A 22,786-nucleotide genomic window follows, 5' to 3' on the forward strand; every position below is an offset into this window, starting at 1 on the left:
GGTCATCCTCGCTCACCGCGCCGGTCGGCCTGTCGGACGGCGTCCCGGTGCTGACGCATCAGGACGTTCAGCCGGGGGTTGATGTTCTCGATGGTCTCGGCGACCGTCAGATCGCCGAGAAAGGCCCGCGGCAGCTCCTGGCCCATCAGCAGCCGCACCCGGTTCCAGTTGGTGGTCACGTCGAAGGGGTGGCCGCCGCCGACCTCGCCCTTGAGGATCTTCTGGACGACGCCGAGGTTGGCGGGCGGTGGTTTGAAGGCGCTGCCCGACGAGCGCCTGGCCGGGTTGTTGCGCCCGGCCGTCGCATAGATGTCCAGCGCGCCGGTGCTGGTCAGGGTCTTCAGCAGCCGCCAGGCCAGGTCCAGGTCGGAGCCCTTGACGCCGGAGGGGATGCCGAAGCTGGAGCCCGATACGCGCGGCTTACTGCCCGCGGGCCCCGCGGGGAAGGGGACGATGTCCCATTCGAAGGGCGCCTTGCGGACGTTGAGCACCTGCCAGGGCCCGTTCTGCATAAAGGCGACATTGCCCTGGAGAAAGTTGGACAGGGCGGCGCCGCTGGCCTTCGCGCTGACCAGGTTGGTGATCGGCGGGGTCGCGCGGTCCTTGACGAACAGATCGATGACGAATTCGATGGCGTGCCGGGCCTCGGGGGCGTCCAGGGCGCTGGCGTCGCCTTTGTCGTTGATGACGTTGCCGCCGGCGGAGTAGATCCACGACACCAGGTCGTCGATGGCCGGACCGCAGGTGAATCCGTAACTGTCCTTGGGCCCGCTCAGCTCGATCGCCAGATCCCGCAGGGTCTCCCAGGTCATGGGCTCGGTGGGGGACGGCGGGTCGATGCCGTGCTTGTCCAGCAGCGTCTTGTTGTAGTAGAGCACGGTGGGCGCCACGTCGAAGCCGATGCCGTACGTCTTGCCGGCGAAGGACGAGATCGACCGGATCGCGGGGTAGAAGTCGTCGAGGTCGAAGTCCGGGTCGTCGGCGATCAGATCGTCCAGCGGCCGGTGCGCGCCGCGCGCCGCGTAGGTCGGCACCATCCAGCCGTTGATACCGGTGACCAGACTGGCCGTTCCGCTGACCAGTTGGAGGTCGAGTTTGGTGGCGTAGCTGTCCGACGGGGTGAGCGTCGAGACCGACTTGACGTGCATGCGTTTCTCGACGTAGTCGCCGAACGAGGCCCAGACCTTGCCCTCCTCCGGGCCGTTGGACCACATGGACCAGGTGGCGGTGCCCGGTGGCGGGCCGGTCGAGCAGCCGCTCAGGCCCGCGACGGCGAGCCCTCCGGCGGCGGTTCTTCTGAGCAGGGTGCGGCGGGACAGGCTGGAAGACATCGTCGTCTCCTCGCTGTTCAAGGACGTGCTGTGGTGGGGGCGTGCTGGGGGGCTCCGGTGAGGACGTGCGGTGTCAGGCGAACGCCAGGTCCGTCGACTCGGCGCGGATGCGCTCCTCGTCGACCTCGACACCGAGGCCGGGAGCGGTGGGGACGGTCGCGACGGCCGAGACGATGTCCAGGTTGTCGACGTACAGATCGGACAGCAGCTCGGGGCCGTTCAGCTCGGCCGGAAGGGCCAGTTCGAGCTGGCTGAACAGATGCAGCGCCGCCGCGAAGCCGATACCGCAGTCGGTCAGCCCGCTGGCCAGCACCTCCAGACCGCCGGCCAGGGCGACTTGGGCGGTCTTCAACGCGCCGCGGATGCCACCGGACTTGCAGAGCTTGACGACCACCAGGTCGGCGGCGTCGAGGCGGAGGGTACGGGCCAGGTCCTGGGCGGTGAAGCTGCCCTCGTCGATGGCGACCGGGAGGTCGATCATGCTGCGCAGCCGCTGCAGACCGAGGGTGTCGGTGCTCGGCACGGGCTGTTCCACGCAGTGGATCCCCGGCACGTCGTGCAGCGCGTGCAGCAGCCGCTTCAGCCCGCTCGGCCGATAGGACTGGTTGGCGTCCAGCCAGATGGGCTTGGCCGGCGCCACTTCGGCGACGGCCGTGACGGCCGCGGCGTCGGCGTCGATGTTCCCACCGATCTTCACCTTGTACGCCGGGTAGTCGGCGGACGCTCGGGCATGCTCACGGACCGCGGACGGCTCGCCCACGCCGATGGCCGAGCAGAGCGGGATGGTGTCCCGTACCTTGCCGCCCAGTAGGGCGTGGACCGGCAGGCCGGCCAGTTTGCCCGCCGCATCGTGCATGGCGATGTCGACCGCGGCCCGGGCGAACGGAAAGCCGTTGGACACCGCGGGGCTCAGCCGTCGGTTCGCTCGCGCGTGGAACAACTCCACGTCGAAGGGGGTGAGTTCGAGCAGCAGGGGCGCGAGGTGCCGCTTGATGACCACGGCGATCGTCTCGGCGGTCTCATAGCTCCAGCTCGGCAGGGCCCGCTGTTCGCCCCAGCCGACGACCCCGTCCTCCGTGGCCAGCCTGACGAAGATCACCAACCCTGCCTGGTCCGGGGTACCGACGGTGCCGCTGCCGAGTACGAACCGCCGGGCGAACGGCACGGCCACGGGGAAGACGTCGACCGCCGTGATACGCGACATGGGAGCGTGGGTCCTTTCGCGGGAGACCTGAGGGGGTGGGGCGGGTGGTCATGCGGCGGTCGGCCATGCGGCGGGATCGACGTGGCTCGGGCCGTGGACACCCTTGTCGAGCCAGTCCACGACATCGGCCAGCACATATCCGGCCAGGGCGAGATGCCCTTCCGTGGTGTCCCCGGCGATATGCGGGGTGAGCAGCAGATTCGGGCAGCTCAGCACGGGTTCGCCGAAGCTCGGGGGCTCGGGGTCGTACACATCCAGCGCGGCGAGGAGCCGGCCGGACAGGACGTGGTCGAGAAGCGCCGGCTGGTCGACGGCGGGGCCGCGCGAGGAGTTGACGACGATCGTGCCGTCGGGCATCGCCTCTATGAGCTGCCTGGTCACCATTCCCCGGGTCGCCGGCAGATCGGGTACGTGCAGCGAGACGAACGCACAGCGAAGCGTCTCCGCCAGCGTGGCGGTGCGGACGCCGAGCGCGGCGGCCCGTGTCTCGTCCAGGTACGGGTCGTACACCACCACCTCGCAGCCGAACGGCTTCAGCAGGGTGATCAGGGCGCGTGCGGTGGAGCTGGCTCCGACGATGCCCACGGAGCGGCCGGCGAGTTCGCCGCCCCTGAAGTCCTTCTGTTTCCAGCCGCCGCCGCGCAGCGCGGCGTCGAACCGCGGCAGGCGGCGGGCGAGGGTGAGCATCGCGGCCAGGCAGTACTCCCCCACCGACCAGGCGATCCGGCCCGCGGCGGAGAAGACGGTGACGCCCTGGTCGAGCACTTGACGGTCGATGAGCTTCTTCACGGTGCCGGCCGCGTGGGCGACCACCTTGGGGCCGCCGCCGTCGGCCCAGATCGACCCGTCCAGATGCGGGGTGCCCCAACTGGTCAGCAGTACATCGCAGCCGGCGGCCAACCGGGCCACTTTCCGGTCGTCCAACGCGCCTTCGGCCCAGGTCGCCTCGAAGTGTTCCTCGATCAGACGCCGGGCATCGGGGCCGCATACGTCGGCGGCGCGCTCGGGGGTCATGACGACGGCGAGTTTGGACACCATTGCTCCTCGTACCGGGTCTGTCTGCGCTGGTGTCACGACCGTAGGGACCCGCGGTTATGCCCGTCCAAGCCCCATTTCGCATTGCGCGATACCTTGACGGCATGGGCGTTTCTCTGCATAGCCCCGCGCCCGGTCCTCGGCTCGCACACTAGGCGCTGACGGCCGCCCGCTCACGGGCCGCGCGCACCGCCGCGGACAGGCCGGTGATGTCGTACGCCCCCTGGTGTCTGCGCCCGTTGACGAAGAACGTGGGGGTGCCCGCCACCCCGCCGACATCCGCCGACTCCACGTCCTCCGCGACACGGGCCGAACCGGCGCGGGAGCGCATGTCCCGCTCGAAGCGCGCCACGTCCAGACCGATGTCCGCGGCGTATCCGCGCAGGTCGTCGAAGCGCAGGGCGCCCTGGTGGCTGAGCAGCAGATCGTGCATGTCCCAGTAGCCGCCCTGGAGGGCCGCCGCCTCGGCGGCCTCGGCGGCCAGCTGGGCGTGGACGTGCACATCCGTCAGGGGGAGATGGCGCCATACGTAGCGCACATCCCCGAAGTCCCCGAGGAGCTCGCGGATGACCGGCTCGGCCTGACCGCAGTAGGGGCATTCGTAGTCGCCGTACTCGACGACGGTCACCGGGGCGTCGAGGGGGCCGCGCACATGGTCGCGGTCGGGGTCCACGGGTACGGGGAGGTCGATGATCGTTTCGGCCTTGCCCAGCAGGGCTCGCAGCTGGGCTTCTCGGGGAAGCGCCCCGATGGCGCGGGTGATCAGCCAGCTGATGACGAAGGAGCAGAGGACGGCGCTCAGGATGCCGATCTTGGCGTCCTGGAGGCCGGTGCCGTGGAAGGCGAGGGTGGCGATCAGCAGGGAGACCGTGAAGCCCACCCCGGACACCGAGCCCCCGACGGCGACGGCTCCCCACCCGACCGGCAGCCGGATACGGCCGCGGCTGAGCCAGGTGGTCAGTGCCGACGCGCCGATGACGCCGATCGGCTTGCCGAGGGTGTACCCGAGCAGGATGCCGAGGGTGACCGGTGAGGAGAACGCGCGCGACAGCTGCTCGCCGCTGATCGGGATGCCGGCGTTGGTCAGGGCGAAGAGGGGCACGACGACATAGCCGACCCAGGGGTGGAAGATCTGCTGCAGGCGGTCGTTGGGTGAGATCGCGGAGGCCAGTCCGGCGCGGACCGAGCGCTCGAGTTCGGGCGTGGGCTGTTCGCGGAACAGCCGGAACAGCCCGGTGGCACGCTCCAGGTCGCTGCGCGCCGCGGGGTAGGCGTAGGTCAGCAGCCCCATGGCCAGCCCGATGACCACGGGATCCACACCCGATTCGAGCATGGCGACCCAGCCCACCACCGCCAGCAGCGCGTAGACGGCGCCACGGCGCACTCCCAGCCGCCGCACCAGCAGGACGACGGCGAAGGTGCCCATGGCCACCAGCAGCGCCGGGACGGAGAGGTCGCTGCTGTACGCGATGGCGATGACGGCCAGCGCCAGGAAGTCGTCGACCACGGTGATGGTGAGAATGAAAACCCGCAGACTGGAGGGCATATGCCGGCCGACCACGGCGAGGATCCCCAGGGCGAAGGCGGTGTCGGTGGACATGGCCGCGCCCCAGCCCTGCGCCGATGCGTGGCCCGCGTTGATCGCGAGGTAGATGGCGACCGGTACGAGCATGCCGCACAGGCCCGCCGTGACCGGCAGGGCCAGTCGGCTGCGTTCGCGCAGTTCCCCCATGTCGAACTCGCGCCGCGCCTCCAGGCCGACGACGAAGAAGAACACCGTCATCAGCCCGCTGTTGACCCATTCGCGCAGGTTGAGCGCGATGCCATGGGAGCCGAGCCGCAGGGACAGCTGCGTATGCCAGAACGCCTCATAGGCCGAGGGCGTCAGATTGGCCCAGATGAGCGCGGCGAACGCCGCCGTCACCAGGACGGCGGCGCTGCCGGTTTCGGTCCGCAGGAAGTCACGGAGCGGGGAGTGCGAGTCGGCTGCGCAGGCGGTCTGCTCCGTGTAGTTGTTGGCCTCGGAGGACATGATCAGCCGCGCACCGCGCCCTGCCCGGACGGCATGGCCATATCGTCGGCGCGGTGGCCGTCGAGGGCCTTCTTCCGGTTGTTCGGCAGCTCTGTCAGGACGGTGCTCACTTCTACCTCGCGTCGTAATCCAAGTGTCCGACCTGCCCGGCGGCCGTGCCCGCCGGGCTCTCGCCGACACTTCGCCGGGGCGGCGGCTCTCGGCGCAACAGCGACCACCAGCTGTTTCATTCCTGGGCGGCCGAACCGGTACCCCGGCCTATACGAGGACCTTGACGAGGGCTTCCCCGAGTGCGGTGGCCGAGGCCGGATTCTGCCCGGTGACCAGGCGGCCGTCGACGACCACATGCGGTTCGAAGTCGGGTGCGCCGGTGTGCTTGGCGCCCCGCTCCTCGAGCTTGCTCTGCAGCAGGAACGGCACCACGTCGGTGAGCCCCACCGCGGCCTCCTCGCTGTTGGTGAACGCCGCGACGTTCTTGCCGTCGACCAGGTACGCCCCGTTGGACAGCTTGAGGTTGACCAGGCCCGCCGGGCCGTGACACACCGCGGCGACCGCCCCTCCGGCCTCGTAGATGTCGCGCCCGATACCGGCGAGCCCGGCGCTGTCGGGGAAGTCCCATACGGTACCGTGACCGCCCACGTACACGATGGCGTCGTAGTCGCCGGGGGTGATGTCCTCCGGCCGGGCGGTCGCCGCCAGCTTCTCCGCGATGCGCGGATCCTCCAGGAAGGCCTTCTGGATCGGATCGGACAGGTCGCGGCCGTCCATCGGCGGACGGCCCCCGGAGACCGAGACCAAGTCGACCTCGTAACCGGCGTCGGACAGGACCTTCCAGGGGTGCGCGGCCTCGCCCACATAGAAGCCTGTGGTCCGGCCGGTCTCGCCGAGCTCCTGGTGGCTGGTCAGGGCGAGCAGGATCTTTCGGGTGCCGGGCATGGCGGTCTCCTCTGTGCTTCCGATCGAGGGGCAGTTCCCCGGCCCCTCGGCGTCTCCGCAGCGTAGAGCGGAGCACCCATGGGCGACCAATGGAAAGATCGCCCCACATCCATCGGAAAACCGATGGATGTGCCGGACCCTGAGGAGCCCTGGTGGATCTGTCCCTGCTGAAGACCTTCCTGGCCGTCCACCGGTCCGGTTCCCTCACGGCGGCGGCCCGCCAGGTCGGCCGGTCCCAGTCCACCGTCACCGCACAGATCCGCACGCTGGAGGAGCAGATGGGGCAGCAGCTGTTTCTGCGTATGCCGCGAGGGGTCGTGCCGACGTCCGTGGCCGATGAACTCGCCGCCGAGGCCGGTCCGCATGTGGACGCCCTCGCCACCATCGCCGAGCGCGGTGTCGCCGGCCGGACCACCCCGTTCACCAAGCCCATGCATCTGGCCGGCCCCGCCGAACTCATGAGCACACGGGTGCTGGCCGCGCTGGCGCCACTGATCCACGACGGACTGCGGCTGAGGGTGACCCTGGGGCTGACCGACGAGCTGCTGGCCGGCCTCCCCGACGGCCGGTTCGACCTGGTCATCTCGACCCACCGCCCGCGCGGCAAGGCGATCGCTTCGGTGCCGCTCACGGATGAGGAATTCGTCCTGGTCGCAGCCCCGCGCCTGGCCGCGCTCGTGGACGGTGGGCAGCTCATGCGCGAAGGGCCGGTGGCCCTGCGCGAGCTGCCTCTGATCAGCTATGCGGAGGACCGCCCCATCATCCGCCGCTACTGGCGCACCGTGTTCGGCACCCGCCCCACGAGCAGCCCCGCTGTCGTTGTCCCCGATCTGCGGGGCGTGCTGACCGCGACCGTCGCCGGTGCCGGGGTCACGGTGCTGCCGCGCTATCTGTGCGCGAACGAACTCGCTTCGGGTGCCCTGGTGCCGCTCCTGGAGCCCGAGATCCCGCCCATCAACACGCTCTACCTCGCCTATCGCGTCGGCACCGAGAACGCACCGTCGATCGCCGCCGTTCGCACACGGTTGCTCATGCAGGCGCCCTCGTGGTGACGTCGGGAGCCCGGCCGCCTGATATGTCGGCGGCGTGTTTCTCGGACAGGTCCCGGATGGCGGTGACGTTGGGGTGCCAGGGGCGGGTGGTGGGGCCGGTGAGGACGAGTCGGCGTTCCAGTCGGGGCAGAAGGGGGACCAGGGTGAGGGTGTCGGGCATCATGCTCGCGGCCAGGGACGGGATGATCGCGACGCCGAGGCCGGCCTCCACCATGGACAGCAGGGTGGTGAGTTCGCGGATGCGCTGGGTGGGCCGGTATGGATGCCCGGCCAGCGAGTGCAGGTGTTTGACCTGGGTCTCGCAGCCGGAGGTGGTGGCCAGCAGCGGGTCGTCCAGGAGATCGGCCAGTGCGATGGACTCCTCGCCCGCCAGCGGGTGGTCGCTGCGCAGTACGGCCTCATAGGCGTCGGTCGCGAGGTGGAGGGCGCCGCGGGGAAGCGGGTCCGGGTCGATGAGCACGGCCGCGTCGACCGTACCGCTCTCCAACCACTCCTCGATCTCCTCGTCGAGGCCCTCGAAGATCCGGATCTCGATGTGCGGAAGCTGCTCGCGCCACAGCCGCAGCAGACCGGGCAGCAGCCCGCGCGCGGCTGTCGGGGGGACGGCCAGCCCGATCGATCCGGCGGCGCCGGCGCTCCGGTGGGCGGACGCCGCGGCGTGGAAGGCGCGGGCGGCGGCGAGTGTGGCGCGGGCGTGTGGCAGGAGCGCATCGCCCAGCGGCGACGGCCGGACGGGGGTGGCACGGTGTACGAGTTCGCCCTGCACCGAGCGCTCCAGCGAGGCGAGCGAATGCGACACCGAGGACTGGCTCATGCCGAGCGCGGCGGCGGCCGCGCCGAACCCCTCGTGATCCATGATCGCCACGAATACATCGAGTTGCCGCAGTGTCACATCCATCGATTCCTCGAATCACAATGTACACCTCATCGATCCGCTTCATCCTAGCGCCGGAATAGCACTTTCCCTAGTCCGGGCTCCGTATCCTGGCTGTGCGTCTCTGGAAAGTGTTATGTCTCAGGGGGTAAATCAAGCGACATACAGAGGCGGCATGGAAATGACCATAATTTTCGATCCGCGAGATCCATCGGTCCGCACCGACCCCTATCCCATCTATCGACGCCTGCGCGAGACAGACCCCCTCCATCAATCACACTTCGGCTATTGGGTTCTTTCGCGCTACGCCGATGTGGATGCCGTGCTGCGCGCGCCGGGAGCGTCGAGCGAGTTCTATCGGGACCGGACATGGGCCAACCGGCGCGGTGGTCCGGACAGCCCTCTCGTGCAGAGCGTACGAAAATGGATGCTCATGCTCGACGGCCCCGCCCATCGACGGATCCGAGGCGCGATCAGCAAGGTTTTCACCCGGGCCTCAGTGGAACGGCTACGGCCGCGCATAGCCGCCGAGACCGCCCGGCTGCTCGACGCCGTGGGCGAAGGTAAGACGGATCTCATCCACCGTCTTGCTCTTCCCCTTCCGGTGACTGTGACCTGCGAACTTCTCGGTTTACCCGGGAGTGATCGAGACCAGTGCCGCCGTTGGACGGAACAAATAAGCCGCGTGATCGACCCCTCGATCACCGCCGAGGACGCGGTCGAGATGAACGCGGCGGAGGTGGAATTTCGCGAGTACGTCGCCGACCATCTCAAAGAGCGCAGGTCAGCGTCGCGAGACGATATCCTCTCCCTCCTTCTGCACGCCGAGGTCGATGGCGGGCGGCTGACCGAGGAGGAGATCATCGCCAATGTTCAGTTCTTGTTCGTCGCAGGCCATGAGACCACCGTCAATCTGATCGGAAACGGCCTCCTGGCGCTGCTCCGCCATCCCGACCAGCTGCGGATGCTGCGCGACAATCCGGAAATCATCACCGGCTCGATCGATGAGATCACTCGATACGACCCTCCCGTGCAGATCGTCTCCAGGCTCCTGAACGAAGACGTCCCCCTGGCAGAAGTCACCCTCCCCGCGGGCGCCAAGGTGATGCTGCTTTTCGGGGCGGCCGGCCGTGACCCTGAGCGCTATCCCGATCCCGACCGCCTCGACCTGACCCGCACCGGGGTGAAAACGCTGGCCTTCAGCGGTGGACCGCACTACTGCATCGGTGCCGCGCTGGGAAAGCTGGAGACCTCGATGGTGCTGACGGAGTTGCTGCGGCGCTATTCCACGATCGAGCTCACCGGCGACGACCTGGTCTGGCGACCGAACGTCAGCTTTCGCGGTCTGCGGGAGCTGCCGCTCCATCTGGTGCGCTGACGCGGCTCGCCGGTCTCAGCCGAAGGTGTCCCGCATCCAGTCGCGCATCAGGGCGGCCGTATGCGGGGCGTGTTCCTCCAGCATGGTGAAGTGGTTGCCGCGGGTGATGACGGCGGTGTGGTCGTACGGCCAGACGGGTTGCCAGTCCCAGTCCGCCGGCCAGCTCTCCAGCGGTTCCCCCGCGCGTACGAACAGCACCGGGGCCGGCAGCTCGGTGAACGGCCAGTCGAATGTCTCGTAGTGCAGCATGGCGGTGACCCAGCTGTCGTCGCTGGGCACCGCGGAGTCCGGGTCGTCGGCCCGGTCCTGGAGTTCCCCTCGCAGACCGGGGGCCAGCAGGGTGAGCCTTTCGTCCTCGCCGGGGGCGTAGCTGTCCAGCAGGATGACACCGGCCGGCGGGGCGCCCTGGTCGTAGAGGTACCGGGCGAGCATATGGGCGATCAGGCCGCCGGAGGACAGGCCGGCGAGCACGAAGGGCCGCTCCCCCAACTCCGTGCGCAGACTGGCGGCGTGCGTCTCGAGCAGCGCTTCCGGGGTCTTGGGGAGCGGGTCACCGCGGCGGAATCCCGGTTGCCGCAGCGCCCAGACGTCCCGTTCGCCCTGGAACGGCTTCGCCAGGCGCGCGTACTGCACCGGATCCGATGTGCCGACGGCCGAGGTGACACACACCAGCGCCGGCCCCTCCGAGCCGCCGGCCAGCCGGGTCGGTCGTGGGATCCGCGGCAGCTCGGCCGGCGAGGTGAAGTAGGTGCGCGTCTGCGCCCATGCGGTGGCCCTGGTCCGGGCGATCAGCTCGTCGACGGTCTCACCGTGCTCCTCGGGGGCCGGTTCGCCCTCCGGCCGGGCCAGCACCTCCGTCAGATGCCGGACCAGCGCCGGCGGGGTCGGATGGTCGAAGGTGACGGTCGCCCGCAGCCGTATGTCGAGGGCCTGGCTGAGGTGGTTGCGGATGTGCACGGCGGCCAGTGAGTCCACGCCCATCTCCAGGAACCCGGCGTGCGGTCGGAGTTCGTCCGTGCCGGCGTGTCCGAGGACGAGCGCGACCTTGTCCAGCACCAGGTCGAGCAGCGCCCGTTCGCGCTCCGGTTCGTCCAGGCGGTCGAGCAGCTGACGCGGATTGTCCTCCGAGATCTCCGGCCGGTTCACCAGCTCCCGGAGCAGTGGCCTGGCCTGACGGCCGCGCAGATCGAGCCGGGCGGGTACGAGCACCGGGTCGGCGAGTGCGGCCGCGGCGTCGAAGAGCGCCAATGCCTCCTTGGTGGACAGTGAGTCGGCGGTGGACGGTGGGGTGGCGGTCGAGTCGAGGTGGCGGGTCATATCGCTGCGTTCCTGCCACAGGCCCCAGGCGAGCGAGACCGCGGGCAGCCCTCGTGCGCGCCTGTGGTGTGCCAGCGCGTCGAGTACGGCGTTGGCGGCGGCGTAGTTGGACTGGCCGGCGCTGCCCGCGGTGGCGGCGGCCGACGAGAACAGCACGAACGACGTCAGTGGCAGGTCCTGGGTCAGCTCGTGCAGGGCGAGCGCGGCCTCGGCCTTCGGCCGAAGGACGGCGTCGACGCGGTCCTCGTTCATGGCCGTCACCACGCCGTCGTCGAGTACCCCGGCCGCGTGGACGACGACCGTCGGCCGGTGTGCGCCGAGCAGTTGGGCCAGTTGTGTCCGGTCCGCGACGTCGCAGGCGACCACCGTGGCGGTGGCGCCCAGTGCGCCGAGCTCGTCCCGCAGTCCGGGTGCCTGGCCCCGGCGGCCGGCCAGGACCAGCCGCCGCACCCCGTGCGCGGTGACCAGGTGGCGGGCCAGCAGTCGGCCGAGGGTGCCGGTGCCGCCGGTGATCAGGACGGTGTCCTCGGGTCCGGCGAACGTTCCGGGGGCCCGGGGGACGACCCGCACCAGGCGGCGCGCCAGCACCTGTCCACCCCGCAGGGCGACCTCGGGTTCATCTGCGGCCAGGGCGGCGGTGATCGTCTGCGGGGTGATCTCGTCGGCGTCCAGCAGGACGAACCGGCCGGGTTCCTCGGTCTGCGCCGACCGCACCAGGCCGATGACGGCCGCGCCCGCCAGGTCGGGGACGTCGTCGCCGGTCCTGGCCGCCACCGCGCCCGAAGTGAGGAACACCAACCGGGACGCCGCGAACTCGGGTCGCGCGCACCACCATTGGACCAGCCTCAGTGCGCGGTGTGCGGATTCCCGGACCGAACCGTGGGAGCCGCCGACGAGCACCGCGCCCGGCACGGGCAGACCCGCGCGGACCGCCTCCTCCAGCGCCGCGAGATCGGGGAAAGCCGGGAAGTGGCCGGTCTGGAAACCCACGGCCACCATGGTTTCCGCCGCGAGCCCGCCCGAAGGGCGCACCTCGACCCATCTGTTCCGGAACAGCGCGTCTCGCGGAGCGCCGCTGCGTACGGCCGCCGGGCGCAGCACCAGCGAGTCCACCGACAGCACCGGCGCGCCCTCGCTGTCCGTCACGGTCAGCCGCACCCCGTCGTCGACGGATCCGCACAGCCGCACCCGTAGCGCCGAGGGCCCAGCCGCATGCGCGGTGACGCCGGTCCAGGTGAACGGCAGCACCGGTCCGTTGGCCTCCCCGGCCTCGCCACCCGCCGGGGGGCTGAAGCCGAGAGCGTGCAGGGCGGAGTCGAGGAGCGCCGGATGGACCACGAAGCCGTGGGTGTCCACCGGGCAGGCCACCTCGCAGAAGACCTCGTCACCGCGGAGCCATACGGTGCGCAGCCCCTGGAACGTGGGGCCGTAGCCCAGCCCGTGGTCGATCAGCGCGGGGTAGAGCCCGGTGTGCGGGACCACTTCCGCGTCGGCGGGCGGCCACTTCTCCAGCGCCTCGGGCTCGGCGGGTGCCGGGCTCAGCACGCCTTCGCCGTGCCGCACCCAGCCCGCGCCGTCCACTTTCGCGTGGAGGTCCAGCCTGCGGCGCCCGGTGCCATCCGGTGCGCCGATGCGCAGCTGCACCGTGGCGGCACCCTCGTCCGGCAGCACCAGCGGCACCGCCAGGGTCAGTTCCTCGACCGTGGCGCAGTTCGCCGCGGCGCCCGCGTGCAGCGCGAATTCGAGCCAGGCGGTGCCGGGCAGGATCACCTCGTCGAGTACACGGTGGTCGGCCAGCCACGGAGTCGACTCCGTCGACAGACGTCCGGTCAGCACCAGCTCATCGCTCTGTGCCAGCTCGATCGCCGGATCCAGCACGGGATGGTCAGCGCTTCTGGACTCACCGGGCGTCAGCCAGAACCGCTTGCGTTCGAACGGATAGGTGGGCAGTTCGGTGAATCCGGGTGTGTCCGGCCCCGCCCATGCCGTCCAATCAGGACACAGACCGCGGACGTACAGTTCGGCGAGCGAGGAGAGCAGCGCCCTGCGGCCGTCCTCCCCGCGGCGTAGCGATCCGACGACCACGGCCTTGTCGCCGACGGCCTCCAGGACCCCCGGGCCCAGCACGGGGTGCGGGCCGACCTCCACGAAGAATGAGTGTTCCGGTGCCGCGAGCCCGGCGATGGCCTGGTCGAACCGCACCGGAAGGCGCAGGTTTCGGTACCAGTACCCGGCGTCGAGCTCCGTCCCGGCGAGTACGGCGCCGGTCACCGCCGAGTGGAAGGGGATGTCCGTGGCCTTCGGCGAGATCGGCGCCAGTTCGGTGAGGACGCGGTCGCGGACGATCTCCATCTCCGGCGAATGGGACGCGTAGTCCACCGGCAGCTTCCGTACCCGTATGCCGGATTCGGCCAGGTCCGCCAGCAGTACGTCGAGCGCGTCGGTGTCGCCGGCGACCACCGTCGCCCTCGGCCCGTTGACCGTCGCGATGCACAGCTTCTCGTCCAGCCGGGGCCACAGTTCGTCCGCCGGCAGCTCCACCGAAGCCATCCCGCCGCTGCCGGACAGCCGGGTCAGCGCCTTGGCGCGCCGGGCCACCACCAGCGCGGCGTCCTGGAGGGACAGCGCCCCGGCCACATGGGCGGCGGCGATCTCCCCCTGGCTGTGCCCCACCACGGCATCCGGCTCGATGCCGCAGGAGCGCCAGAGGGCGGCGAGCGCGACCATGACCGCGAACAGCGCCGGCTGCACCACGTCCACCCGCTCCAGCGAGGGCGCGTCCGGCTGCTGCCGCAGCACGGCCGGCAGGTCCCAGTCGACATGCGGCGCCAGCGCCTGGGCGCAGCGGTGGATGTGCTCCCGGAACACCGGCGATGTCTCCAGCAGGTCACCGGCCATTCCCGCCCACTGACCGCCCTGGCCGGGGAAGACGAACACCACTTTGCCGGTCAGATCGGCGGTGCCGGTGATCAGACCCGGCGCGGTCCCGCCGCGGCTCAACGCGGTCAGGCCGGCCCGGGGATCCGTGTCGAGCACCACGGCACGGCGCTCGAACGTGCTGCGGGAGGTGGCCAGCGCGTGGGCGACGTCTGCTGTGCCCCTGCCGTCCACCTTGCCGTCGCCATACGAGAGCAGCTGTGTTGCCTTGGCACGGAGCGCGGAGTCGGTACGTGCCGAGAGCACCCACGGCAGCGGCTCCGCTCCGGCGGCCGGTGTCGCTCCGACGGCCGGTGTCGCTTCGGCGGGTGGCGCCTCTTCGAGGATCACATGGGCGTTGGTGCCGCTGATGCCGAACGCGGACACTCCCGCGCGCCGGGGGCGGCCCGGGTCGGCCGGCCAGCGGCGGCTTTCGGTGAGCAGTTCCACCGCGCCCAAGTCCCAGTCCACCTGCGACGACGGGGTGTCCACATGCAGCGTCTTCGGCAGGGTCCGGTTTCGCAGCGCCAGTACGGTCTTCAGCACCCCGGCGATACCGGCGGCGGCTTGGGTGTGCCCGATGTTCGACTTCACCGACCCGATCGCCAGTGGGGTTTCCCGGTCGCCACCGTACGCCGCCTGCAACGCCGACGCCTCGATCGGATCGCCGAGCCGGGTCCCCGTGCCATGCGCCTCGACGGCGTCCACATCCCGGCCGCGCAGCCCGGCGTCGGCCAGCGCGTCGCGGATGACCCGCTGCTGTGCGAGCCCGTTCGGCGCGGTCAGCCCGTTGGAGGCGCCGTCGGAGTTGATCGCGGTGCCCCGCACCACGGCCAGCACCGGGTGTCCGTGGGCGAGGGCGTCGGTCAGCCGCTCGACGAGCACGACCCCGGCTCCCTCGCCCCAGCCCACGCCGTCCGCCGCCTCGGCGAACGCCTTGCAGCGGCCGTCCGCGGCGAGCGCGCCCTGGCGACGGAAGGCGGCGAACAGTCCGGGCGTGGACAGCACGACGACACCGCCGGCCAGCGCGAGATCGCACTCCCCCGAGCGCAGCGAGCGGACGGCCAGATGCAACGCCACCAGCGAGGACGAGCATGCGGTGTCGATCGTGGCCGACGGGCCCTCCAGCCCGAGGAAGTAGGCGACTCGCCCGGACAGCACGCTGGCCGCGGTGCCGGTCGCCAGGTGGTCGGCGTGTTCGTTGTGGTTGCTGACCTTGCCCAGCAGGCCGCGGTAGTCCTGGTCGTTGGTGCCGGTGAACACTCCGGTCCGGGAGCCGTGCAGGGACAGCGGGTCGATCCCGGCCCGTTCCACCGCTTCCCAGGCTATTTCCAGCATCAGCCGCTGTTGCGGATCCATCGACAGGGCCTCGCGGGGGCCGATGCCGAAGAAGCCCGCGTCGAACCAGGCCGGGTCGGTCAAGAACGCCCCCGCCCCGGTGAACTCGTCCGGCCAGCCGCGGTCGGTGGGAAAGGGCGTGACGGCGTCCCGGCCCTCGCCGACCAGCCGCCACAGCCCTTCCGGGTCGCTCACTCCACCGGGGAACCGGCAGCCGGCGCCCACGATGGCGATCGGTTCGCGGGCGCCGGCCTCGGCCACGCGCAGCCGTTCCCGGGTGTCCCGCAGCGCGGTGGTCAGGCGCTGCACGGTGTCGAGGAGCCTGTCGTCAGCCATCGTGGCGGTCCTCCCCGGCCCGGGAGAGTTCCTGTTCGGCGAGGCTCAGGATGGCCTCGAGATCGGTCGTCCCGGGCTCCGCCTCCGGCGGTGTGCGGTCGGGTGGAACGGTGTCCGGGGCGAGCTCCGTGGCAAGGTGGCCGGCCAGCGCGGAGGGGGTGGGATGGTCGAACAGCACGCTGGCGGGCATCCGCAGTCCGGTCTGCGCGCTGAGCTGGTTGCGCAGTTCGACGATGCCCAGTGAGCTGAGCCCCTGCTCATGGAAGGGTTTCGTGGGCTGGATCTGCGCTGCCGAGTCGTGCCCGAGCAGCTGCGCGGTGTTCTGGCACACCAGATCGCGCAGCGTACGGACGCACTCGGCCCGCGACATCCCGGCGAGCCGCCGTACCAGCGCGGAGATCTCCGCGGGCGGCGGGGCGGCCTTGCTCTGCTGGGCCTCGGGCAGGTCCGTGAACAGCGGGCTGTTGCGGGTGGTGGCGAGCGTCGAGAGGAATCGCGTCCAGTCGATGTCCGCGATGACGAGCCCGGATTCGTCGTGTGCGTAGGCCCGGGACAGTAGGTCGATCGCCAGGTCCGGGTCGAGCACCGTCATGCCGTTGCGGCGCAGCCGCGTGCCCACGATCTGTGCGTCGGTCCCGTCCACCGCCATGCCACCGGCCCCCCATGGCCCCCAGGCCATCGACGTGGCCGCGAGTCCGTCGGCGCGGCGTTGTTCGGCGAGCGCGTCGAGGTAGGTGTTGGCTGCCGCGTAGTTGGCCTGACCTGCGTTGCCGACCGCGCCGGTGGCGGAGGAGAACAGCACGAACGCCTTCAGCTCCCCCGCAAGTTCGTGGAGGTTCTTGGCGCCTGTGGCCTTGGCATGCAGGACGCGTGCGAGCCGCTGGGGGTCCAGCGCGTCGATCACGCCGTCGTCGAGCACCCCGGCCGCATGCGCCACCGCGGTCAGCGGGCGGTCCTCGGGGATGCGCGCGAGCAGGGCCGCCACCGCTTCCCGGTCGCCCACGTCGCAGGCGGCGGTGTCGACCTCGGCGCCGAGCGCGGTCAGCTCGGCGACCAGTTCGGGGTCGTCGGCGTGCCGGCCCGTCAGGAGCAGCCGTTCGGCGCCCTCGGCGGCCAGCCACTTCGCGACGCGTCGGCCCAGCGCGCCGAACGCTCCGGTGATGAGGGTGGTGCCGCGGACGGGCCACGCGCACCGGGGATCGGTGGGAAGCGGCGCGCGCAGCAGACGCCGGACGAACACTCCTGTGGCGCGGATGGCGGCCTGGTCTTCGGCCGAGGAGAGTATCCCGGCCAGCCGTTCGGCCGCTGGTGCGTCGAGGGTGGCGGGGAGGTCGACCAGTCCGCCCCATCGCCCGGGGTGTTCAAGGGCCGCTACCCGGCCCAGTCCCCACACCATGGCCTGCACCGGGCTGCCGAGCCGGTCGCCGTGGCCCGTGGACACCGCGCCCTGCGTCGCACACCACAGGGGCACTTCGAGCCCGGCGTCCCCCATGGCCTGGATGAGCACCGTGGTCAGCGCGAGTCCCCCGGGTACGCCGGGTGTGCCCGGACGAGTCCGCTCCTCCAGCGCCAGCAGGGACAGCACCCCGTCGAACGGTTCGCCGTTCGCCGCGGTCACCAGGCGCTCGGCGATCTCGGTGCGGTCCGCGTCGATGGCGAGGGGCAGTGTCCGGGAGCCGAGCGTGACGCCGAGGGTTTGCGGCACGGGGAAGGTGTCGCAGTGGACGATCAGCCAGTTGCGCGGGGAGGTGGTCCGGTCCGCCGTGGGCTGCCAGCCGATCCGGTACCGCAGCCGGTCCATCGCGGCTTCCCGGTCCGTCTGCTGGGGGCGGGTCACGGCCGCGTCGGGCAGCAGCCAGAACCGCTTGCGCTGGAAGGCGTACGTGGGCAGATCCACGCGTTGGGCCCCGCTTCCGGCGTACCACCGCGACCAGTCTGGTCCGTGGCCACGTACCTGCAACGCCGCGATGGCGCCGAGCACATCGTCCTGGCGCAGGGCGGGAATCACCGCAATGTCGGCGGTTTCCGTCAGGCAGTCGGCGGCCATCTCGGTGAGCGTGGTGTCCGGTCCCAGCTCCAGGAAGGTGGTGACGCCGTCGTCATGCAGGGTCTGCATTCCGTCGTGGAAGCGGACCGTACCGCGCACATGACGGACCCAGTACTCGGGGGAACACAGCTCGTCGACGGTGGCGAGTTGCCCGGTCAGATCGGAGGCGACGGGAATCTCGGGCGGGTGGTAGGTCAGGCTCCGGGCGACCGTGTGGAACGCGTCGAGCATGGGCTCCATCAAGGAGGAGTGGAACGCGTGGCTGACCCGCAGTCGCGCGGTCCGGCGGCCCTGGGCGCGGAACCGCTCCGCCAGCGCGACGACCGCCTCCTCGACGCCGGAGATCACCACCGACCGGTGGCCGTTCACCGCCGCCAACGACACGCCCGGCGGCAGTTCCTTCAGTTCGTCCCGCGCGGCCGCCACCGCGTACATCGCCCCTTCTTCGGGCAGCGCCTGCATGAGCGAGCCGCGCGCCGCGACCAGTGCGCACGCGTCCGGCAAGGACAGGACTCCGGCCAGATGGGCGGCGGTCAGTCCGCCGAGGGAGTGTCCCAGCAGCAGGTCCGGCCGGATGCCCCAGCTTTCGAGCAGCCGGAACAGCGCCACCTGGAAGGCGAAAAGACCGGTCTGCGCGTACTCGGTCCGGTCCAGCAGCTCCTGATCCGTGCCGAACACCGCCTCCTTCACCGGCAGGCCCAGCCCGGCGCACACCTCGTCGAAGGCCTCGGCGAAGACCGGGTACGCCGTGTACAGCCCGTGTCCCATGCCCACCCGCTGGCTGCCCTGACCGGTCAGCAGAAAGGCCAGGCCGCCCTCGGCCACCGCGCCGACCGTGAGGTCGGGGTCGGGCCGGCCCGCCGCCAGCGCGGTCAGCGAGCGCCGCAGCCGGTCGTGGTCGCCGCCGGTGAGGACGGCTCGGTGGGTCAGGGCCGAGCGGGTCGTGGCCAGCGAGAAGCCGATGTCGTGCGCGTCGAGGTCGGGATGGGCGTCCCAGTGCGCGGCGAGCTGTCCGGCCTGGGCGCGCAGAGCGACCTGTGAGCCGCCGGAGACGGTCCACAGCGAAGGGACGCTCCGTACGGGCTCCGCCGGAGCCGGTGGCTCGGCGGGCGGCTGCTGAAGGATGACATGGGCGTTGGTCCCTCCGATCCCGAACGACGACACGCCCGCCCGCCGGAGCGGGCCCTGGTCGGGCCACGGCGTGTCCTCGGTCACCAGCCGCAGCCCGGCGGCCCAGTCCACATGCGGGCTGGGCCGGTCGACGTTCAGGGTCGCCGGGACCAGCCCGTGCCGCATGGCCAGCACCATCTTCATCACCCCTGCCGCGCCGGCCGCGGCCTGGGTGTGGCCCAGGTTGGACTTCAGCGAGCCCACCAGCAGCGGGCGGTCCGGGGGCCGGTGCGCCCCGTATGCCTCCAGGAGGGCACCGGCTTCGATCGGGTCGCCGAGCATCGTCCCGGTGCCGTGCGCCTCCACGACGTCCACATCGGACGGTCGCAGCCGGGCGTCGGCGAGCGCGGAGAGCAGCAGCCGGTGCTGGGCGGCCCCGTTGGGGGCGGTGAACCCGTTACTGGCGCCGTCGGAGTTGACCGCCGAGCCCGCGATCAGGGCGAGCACCGGATGGCCGTTGCGGCGCGCGTCGGAGTACCGTTCCAGGACGAACATGCCACCCCCCTCGGCCCAGGCGGTGCCGTCGGCGCCCTCGGCGAAGGGTTTCGCCCGCGCGTCCGGTGAGAGCCCGCCCTGGCGGCTGAACTCGACGAACACCAGGGGCGACGACAGCACGGTCACCGCGCCGGCCAGCGCCAGCGAACACTCGCCACGGCGCAGCGCGGCTGCGGCGAGATGCAGCGCGACCAGCGATGACGAACACGCGGTGTCGATGGCGAGATTGGGCCCGTTCAGCCCGAAGGTGTACGAGATCCGGCCGGAGGCCGTGCTGGCCCCGGTGCCGATCGCCAGATGCGGTCGCAGACAGATGTCCGCGTACCCGGAGCCGGTGCCGTAGTGGCCGTATGACAGCCCGGCGTACACCCCGGTGTCGCTGCCGCGGAGGGTGGCCGGGTCGATACCGGCCCGTTCACACGCCTCCCAGGTCAGTTCGAGCAGCAGCCGCTGCTGCGGGTCCATCTCCAGTGCCTCGTGTCCGCCGATGCCGAAGAACGCGGGATCGAACTCGGCGGCGTCGTGGAGAAATCCGCCGTGGCGTACATAGCTGGTGCCCGGGCGTTCGCGCTCCGGGTCGTACAGCCCTGCCAGGTCCCAGCCGCGGTCCTCCGGCATCGGCGATAGGACCTCACGGCCTTCGGCGAGCAGCCGCCACAGGTCCTCCGGCGATCGCACCCCGGCTGGAAACCGGCAGCTCATCGCGGTGATGGCGATCGGCTCGTCCGGGCCGGTCCGGCGGGGGCGGGCGGCCACCGGCCGGGGTGTGCGGTTCTCCAGGTGGGCCGCCAGTTGGTTCGGGGTCGGGTGGTCGAAGAGCGCGGCTGTGGCGATCTTCAGCCCGGTCCGCTTCCGCAGTCGGTTCACCAGTTGCACGGCGGCGAGGGAGTCGAGCCCGAGTTCCAGGAACGACCGGTCCGGCCCGTAACCGCCCTCGATCATCGCCTCGGTCTCGGCCCTGATCACCCGCCGCAGATCCGTCGACCGGGATACGGCGGACGCCGTACGGGAGGGCCGTGCCACGCCGGTCGGCAGATGGATACGCCGGCCACCCCAGTCGCGGAACACGGCGGGCCAGTCCACCGGGACACCGTGGGTGTGCAACCCGCCCAGTGTGCCGAGCACGGCGCGCAGATCGGACCCGCCGCCGTGCAGCGCGGCGGTGATATGCGCGTTCGCGGCGGAAGACTCGGGCAGAGTCTCCTCGACCAGCGCCGCCAGCACACCGTTCGCGCTCATGTCCACATAGGTGTCGACGCCCGCCGCGTCGAGGCTGGTCACGCAGTGAAGAAAATGCCCGGTGCCGCGCACCTGCGCCCCCCAATATTCGGGCAGGTGGACGACACCGGGGTCTGATCCCAGCGCGTTGTGCACCGGAACAATCGGAATGCGCGGCGGTCGCGGGGCGAGGCCGCGGACGAATTGCTCGAAGTCGCCGGCCATCGCGGCCATATGCGGCGAGTGGAAAGCCCGGTCGACCGGCAGCTGTTTCACCTTGCGTCCCCGCTCCGCCCACCCTCCGGCGATCCGCAGCACGGTTTCGCGGTCCCCGGAGACGACGACGGAGTTCGGGGCGTTCACAGCGGAGATACCGGCCAGATGCTCAAGACCGGCCAGCGATTCCAGGGCCTCGGCCTCGGAGATCCGCATCGCGACCATCGCGCCGCCGACCGGTGTCTTCTCCCGGAACAACCGAATCCGCTCGGCGAGCAGCGCGCATACGTCGGGCAGGGGGAAGACCCCGGCCGCCGTCGCCGCGGCCAACTCCCCGACCGAGTGCCCGGCCACGAAGTCCGGGCGTACGCCCCAGTGCTCGAACTGCCGGAACAGCGCCACCTGAAGGGCGAACAGCGCGTCCTGGGTGTACAGCGCCTCGTCGGCCGGGGCGACCTCGGTGGCGTTGCCCGTACCGAGGAGCAGATCACGCACAGACCAGGTGGCGACCGCGTCCATATGGGCGCACACCTCGTCGAGCGCGTCGGCGAACACATCGAACAGCGGGTACAGCTCGCGCCCCATGCCCGGCCGCTGCCCGCCCTCGCCGGGAAAGAGGAAGGCCACCTTGCGCCCGCCGTCGGCCTTCCCCGCGCCGCCCCGCCCCAGGGCGAGTTCGCCGAGCCCGTCCGCGAGTTCCGCGCGGTCGGCGCCGAGAACCACCGCGCGATAGGGCAGCTGCGGCCTGGCGACCGCCAGGGTGTGCGCGGCATCGAGCAGATCCGGGCTCTCCGGCTCGGCCAGATGGGCGCGCAGGCTCTCCGCCTTGCCGCACAGCGCCTCTTCGCTGTCAGCCGACAGCAACAACGGCAGCGCCGGGACCACGGTCCGCGCCGACGGCGACGGGCGCGCGGGCGGTTCCGACAGCACCAGCGCGCAGGCGACTCCCGCGCCGTCCGAGGAACTGTGGACCGCGGTGAGACGGCGCTCGGGGTCGGGCCGGGCGCCGGGGATCGGAACCCGTCCGCGACCCAGCAGCACGGGCATCTCCAGCAGCGCCGCCACCGCCCCCTCGCCCCGGCCGCCCGGCTCGCCGCCATCGCCGGACAAGCCGTCCGACGCGGCCTCGCCCGCGTGGTAGTCGCCCGCCCGGTGGTCGCCCCGCCACCAGAATTGGATCCCGCCGCCTTCCACCTGGGCGCGCGCACAGGCCTGTCGTACGACGTCACCCCGGCCCAGCGCGCTGCCCTCGATCACACAGTGGATCGGGTCGCCTTCGGCCACCGCGGCCGGAACCGGCTTGAGTACGAGGAATCCGCTGCCGCCGTCCGGTGAGGCGACCCCGGCGAGCGCCAGGGCGGACTCGCCCGTGTGGATGCTCTGGCAGGCGAGGTGGACCACACCGGCGGGGAGGGTGTCGCAGGTCAACGCGGCGCCGTTCACGCCCAGTTCGGCGGCGATCAGATCGGCCTGCTCGGTGGTGAACACACCGGCCGCCGCCTCCCGGAGCCGTTCCGGGACGATGCCCGCGTTCTCCAGCGCCCGCACTGCCGCCTCGGCCGGCGCAACCCCCGGGAGGCAGGGGGACAAGCCGATGACCGCGACTGGCATCAGGCGAGCGGTACTTCCGGGCTGCATGGAACCACCTGTCCTGTTCACCGTCTCACCGTCGGGTTCGCCGTCTCACCGTCGGGCGGAATCGTGCCGAACACGGGCCGTACACGTATCGCCGGCGGGAATACCGCCGAATACACGGGCATTCCCAGGAAGAGGCGATGAGATCGGCAGGCTAACCTTTCCGGTCAAGCGCTTCCAAGCCCAGCATCCCGGTGGAGCGGGTGTTTAGCAGATCTCCTAGTCATTCCCGTCGGCGGCGCTGCGCCTCGCGCGG

At 71.1% G+C, this 22,786-nt stretch carries 10 protein-coding genes; 2 read left to right on the forward strand and 8 right to left on the reverse strand.

What is annotated here, in order from left to right; genetic code table 11:
- Nucleotides 1-2: 2 nt before the first annotated feature.
- The 5 genes from ACH4U7_RS40880 to ACH4U7_RS40900 form a co-directional block, all read right to left on the reverse strand.
- Nucleotides 3-1,331, reverse strand: coding sequence for an ABC transporter substrate-binding protein (locus ACH4U7_RS40880; RefSeq protein WP_398532842.1), 1,329 nt, complete (start codon nucleotides 1,329-1,331; stop codon nucleotides 3-5).
- A 73-nt stretch (nucleotides 1,332-1,404) separates the two neighbouring features.
- The gene (locus ACH4U7_RS40885) at nucleotides 1,405-2,535 is read right to left on the reverse strand and encodes a mandelate racemase/muconate lactonizing enzyme family protein (protein ID WP_398532843.1); all 1,131 of its coding nucleotides are present in this window, start codon (nucleotides 2,533-2,535) and stop codon (nucleotides 1,405-1,407) included.
- 48 nt (nucleotides 2,536-2,583) lie between these two features.
- The gene (locus tag ACH4U7_RS40890; RefSeq protein WP_398532844.1) at nucleotides 2,584-3,573 is read right to left on the reverse strand and encodes a hydroxyacid dehydrogenase; all 990 of its coding nucleotides are present in this window, start codon (nucleotides 3,571-3,573) and stop codon (nucleotides 2,584-2,586) included.
- 148 nt (nucleotides 3,574-3,721) lie between these two features.
- Nucleotides 3,722-5,602 (reverse strand): Na+/H+ antiporter NhaA, encoded by a 1,881-nt coding sequence (gene nhaA, locus ACH4U7_RS40895; protein ID WP_398532845.1) that lies wholly within the window; start codon nucleotides 5,600-5,602, stop codon nucleotides 3,722-3,724.
- Nucleotides 5,603-5,860: 258 nt separating this feature from the next.
- A complete protein-coding gene (locus tag ACH4U7_RS40900) occupies nucleotides 5,861-6,538 on the reverse strand; it encodes a type 1 glutamine amidotransferase domain-containing protein (protein ID WP_398532846.1) in 678 nt (225 codons plus the stop codon).
- A 152-nt stretch (nucleotides 6,539-6,690) separates the two neighbouring features.
- Here ACH4U7_RS40900 and ACH4U7_RS40905 point away from each other — a divergent pair, with 152 nt between their 5' ends.
- Nucleotides 6,691-7,590: a LysR family transcriptional regulator gene (locus ACH4U7_RS40905; RefSeq protein ID WP_398532847.1), complete on the forward strand. Its 900-nt coding sequence runs from the start codon at nucleotides 6,691-6,693 to the stop codon at nucleotides 7,588-7,590.
- Here the strand turns inward: ACH4U7_RS40905 and ACH4U7_RS40910 are convergent.
- A complete protein-coding gene (locus ACH4U7_RS40910) occupies nucleotides 7,568-8,488 on the reverse strand; it encodes a LysR family transcriptional regulator (protein WP_398532848.1) in 921 nt (306 codons plus the stop codon). The genes ACH4U7_RS40905 and ACH4U7_RS40910 overlap by 23 nt on opposite strands.
- A 151-nt stretch (nucleotides 8,489-8,639) precedes the next feature.
- On the opposite strand from ACH4U7_RS40910, the gene ACH4U7_RS40915 reads away from it, so the two are divergent.
- On the forward strand, nucleotides 8,640-9,842 hold the full coding sequence (locus tag ACH4U7_RS40915; protein WP_398532849.1) for a cytochrome P450: 1,203 nt from the start codon (nucleotides 8,640-8,642) through the stop codon (nucleotides 9,840-9,842).
- A 15-nt stretch (nucleotides 9,843-9,857) separates the two neighbouring features.
- Here ACH4U7_RS40915 and ACH4U7_RS40920 read toward each other — a convergent pair whose 3' ends face one another.
- Nucleotides 9,858-15,749: a type I polyketide synthase gene (locus tag ACH4U7_RS40920; RefSeq protein WP_398532850.1), complete on the reverse strand. Its 5,892-nt coding sequence runs from the start codon at nucleotides 15,747-15,749 to the stop codon at nucleotides 9,858-9,860.
- On the reverse strand, nucleotides 15,742-22,506 hold the full coding sequence (locus ACH4U7_RS40925; RefSeq protein ID WP_398532851.1) for an SDR family NAD(P)-dependent oxidoreductase: 6,765 nt from the start codon (nucleotides 22,504-22,506) through the stop codon (nucleotides 15,742-15,744). Before ACH4U7_RS40925 ends, ACH4U7_RS40920 begins: the two co-directional genes overlap by 8 nt.
- Between the last annotated feature and the right edge of the window lie 280 nt (nucleotides 22,507-22,786).

The sequence above is a fragment of the Streptomyces sp. NPDC020845 genome (genome assembly GCF_044334165.1).
GTDB lineage: Bacteria > Actinomycetota > Actinomycetes > Streptomycetales > Streptomycetaceae > Streptomyces.

Coding starts and splice junctions, on each gene's coding strand:
- ACH4U7_RS40880 (WP_398532842.1), bottom strand. CDS start 1,331: ATGTCTTCCAGCCTGTCCCGCCGCACCCTGCTCAGAAGAACCGCCGCC.
- ACH4U7_RS40885 (WP_398532843.1), bottom strand. CDS start 2,535: ATGTCGCGTATCACGGCGGTCGACGTCTTCCCCGTGGCCGTGCCGTTC.
- ACH4U7_RS40890 (WP_398532844.1), bottom strand. CDS start 3,573: ATGGTGTCCAAACTCGCCGTCGTCATGACCCCCGAGCGCGCCGCCGAC.
- nhaA (WP_398532845.1), bottom strand. CDS start 5,602: ATGTCCTCCGAGGCCAACAACTACACGGAGCAGACCGCCTGCGCAGCC.
- ACH4U7_RS40900 (WP_398532846.1), bottom strand. CDS start 6,538: ATGCCCGGCACCCGAAAGATCCTGCTCGCCCTGACCAGCCACCAGGAG.
- ACH4U7_RS40910 (WP_398532848.1), bottom strand. CDS start 8,488: ATGGATGTGACACTGCGGCAACTCGATGTATTCGTGGCGATCATGGAT.
- ACH4U7_RS40915 (WP_398532849.1), top strand. CDS start 8,640: ATGGAAATGACCATAATTTTCGATCCGCGAGATCCATCGGTCCGCACC.
- ACH4U7_RS40920 (WP_398532850.1), bottom strand. CDS start 15,749: ATGGCTGACGACAGGCTCCTCGACACCGTGCAGCGCCTGACCACCGCG.
- ACH4U7_RS40925 (WP_398532851.1), bottom strand. CDS start 22,506: ATGCCAGTCGCGGTCATCGGCTTGTCCCCCTGCCTCCCGGGGGTTGCG.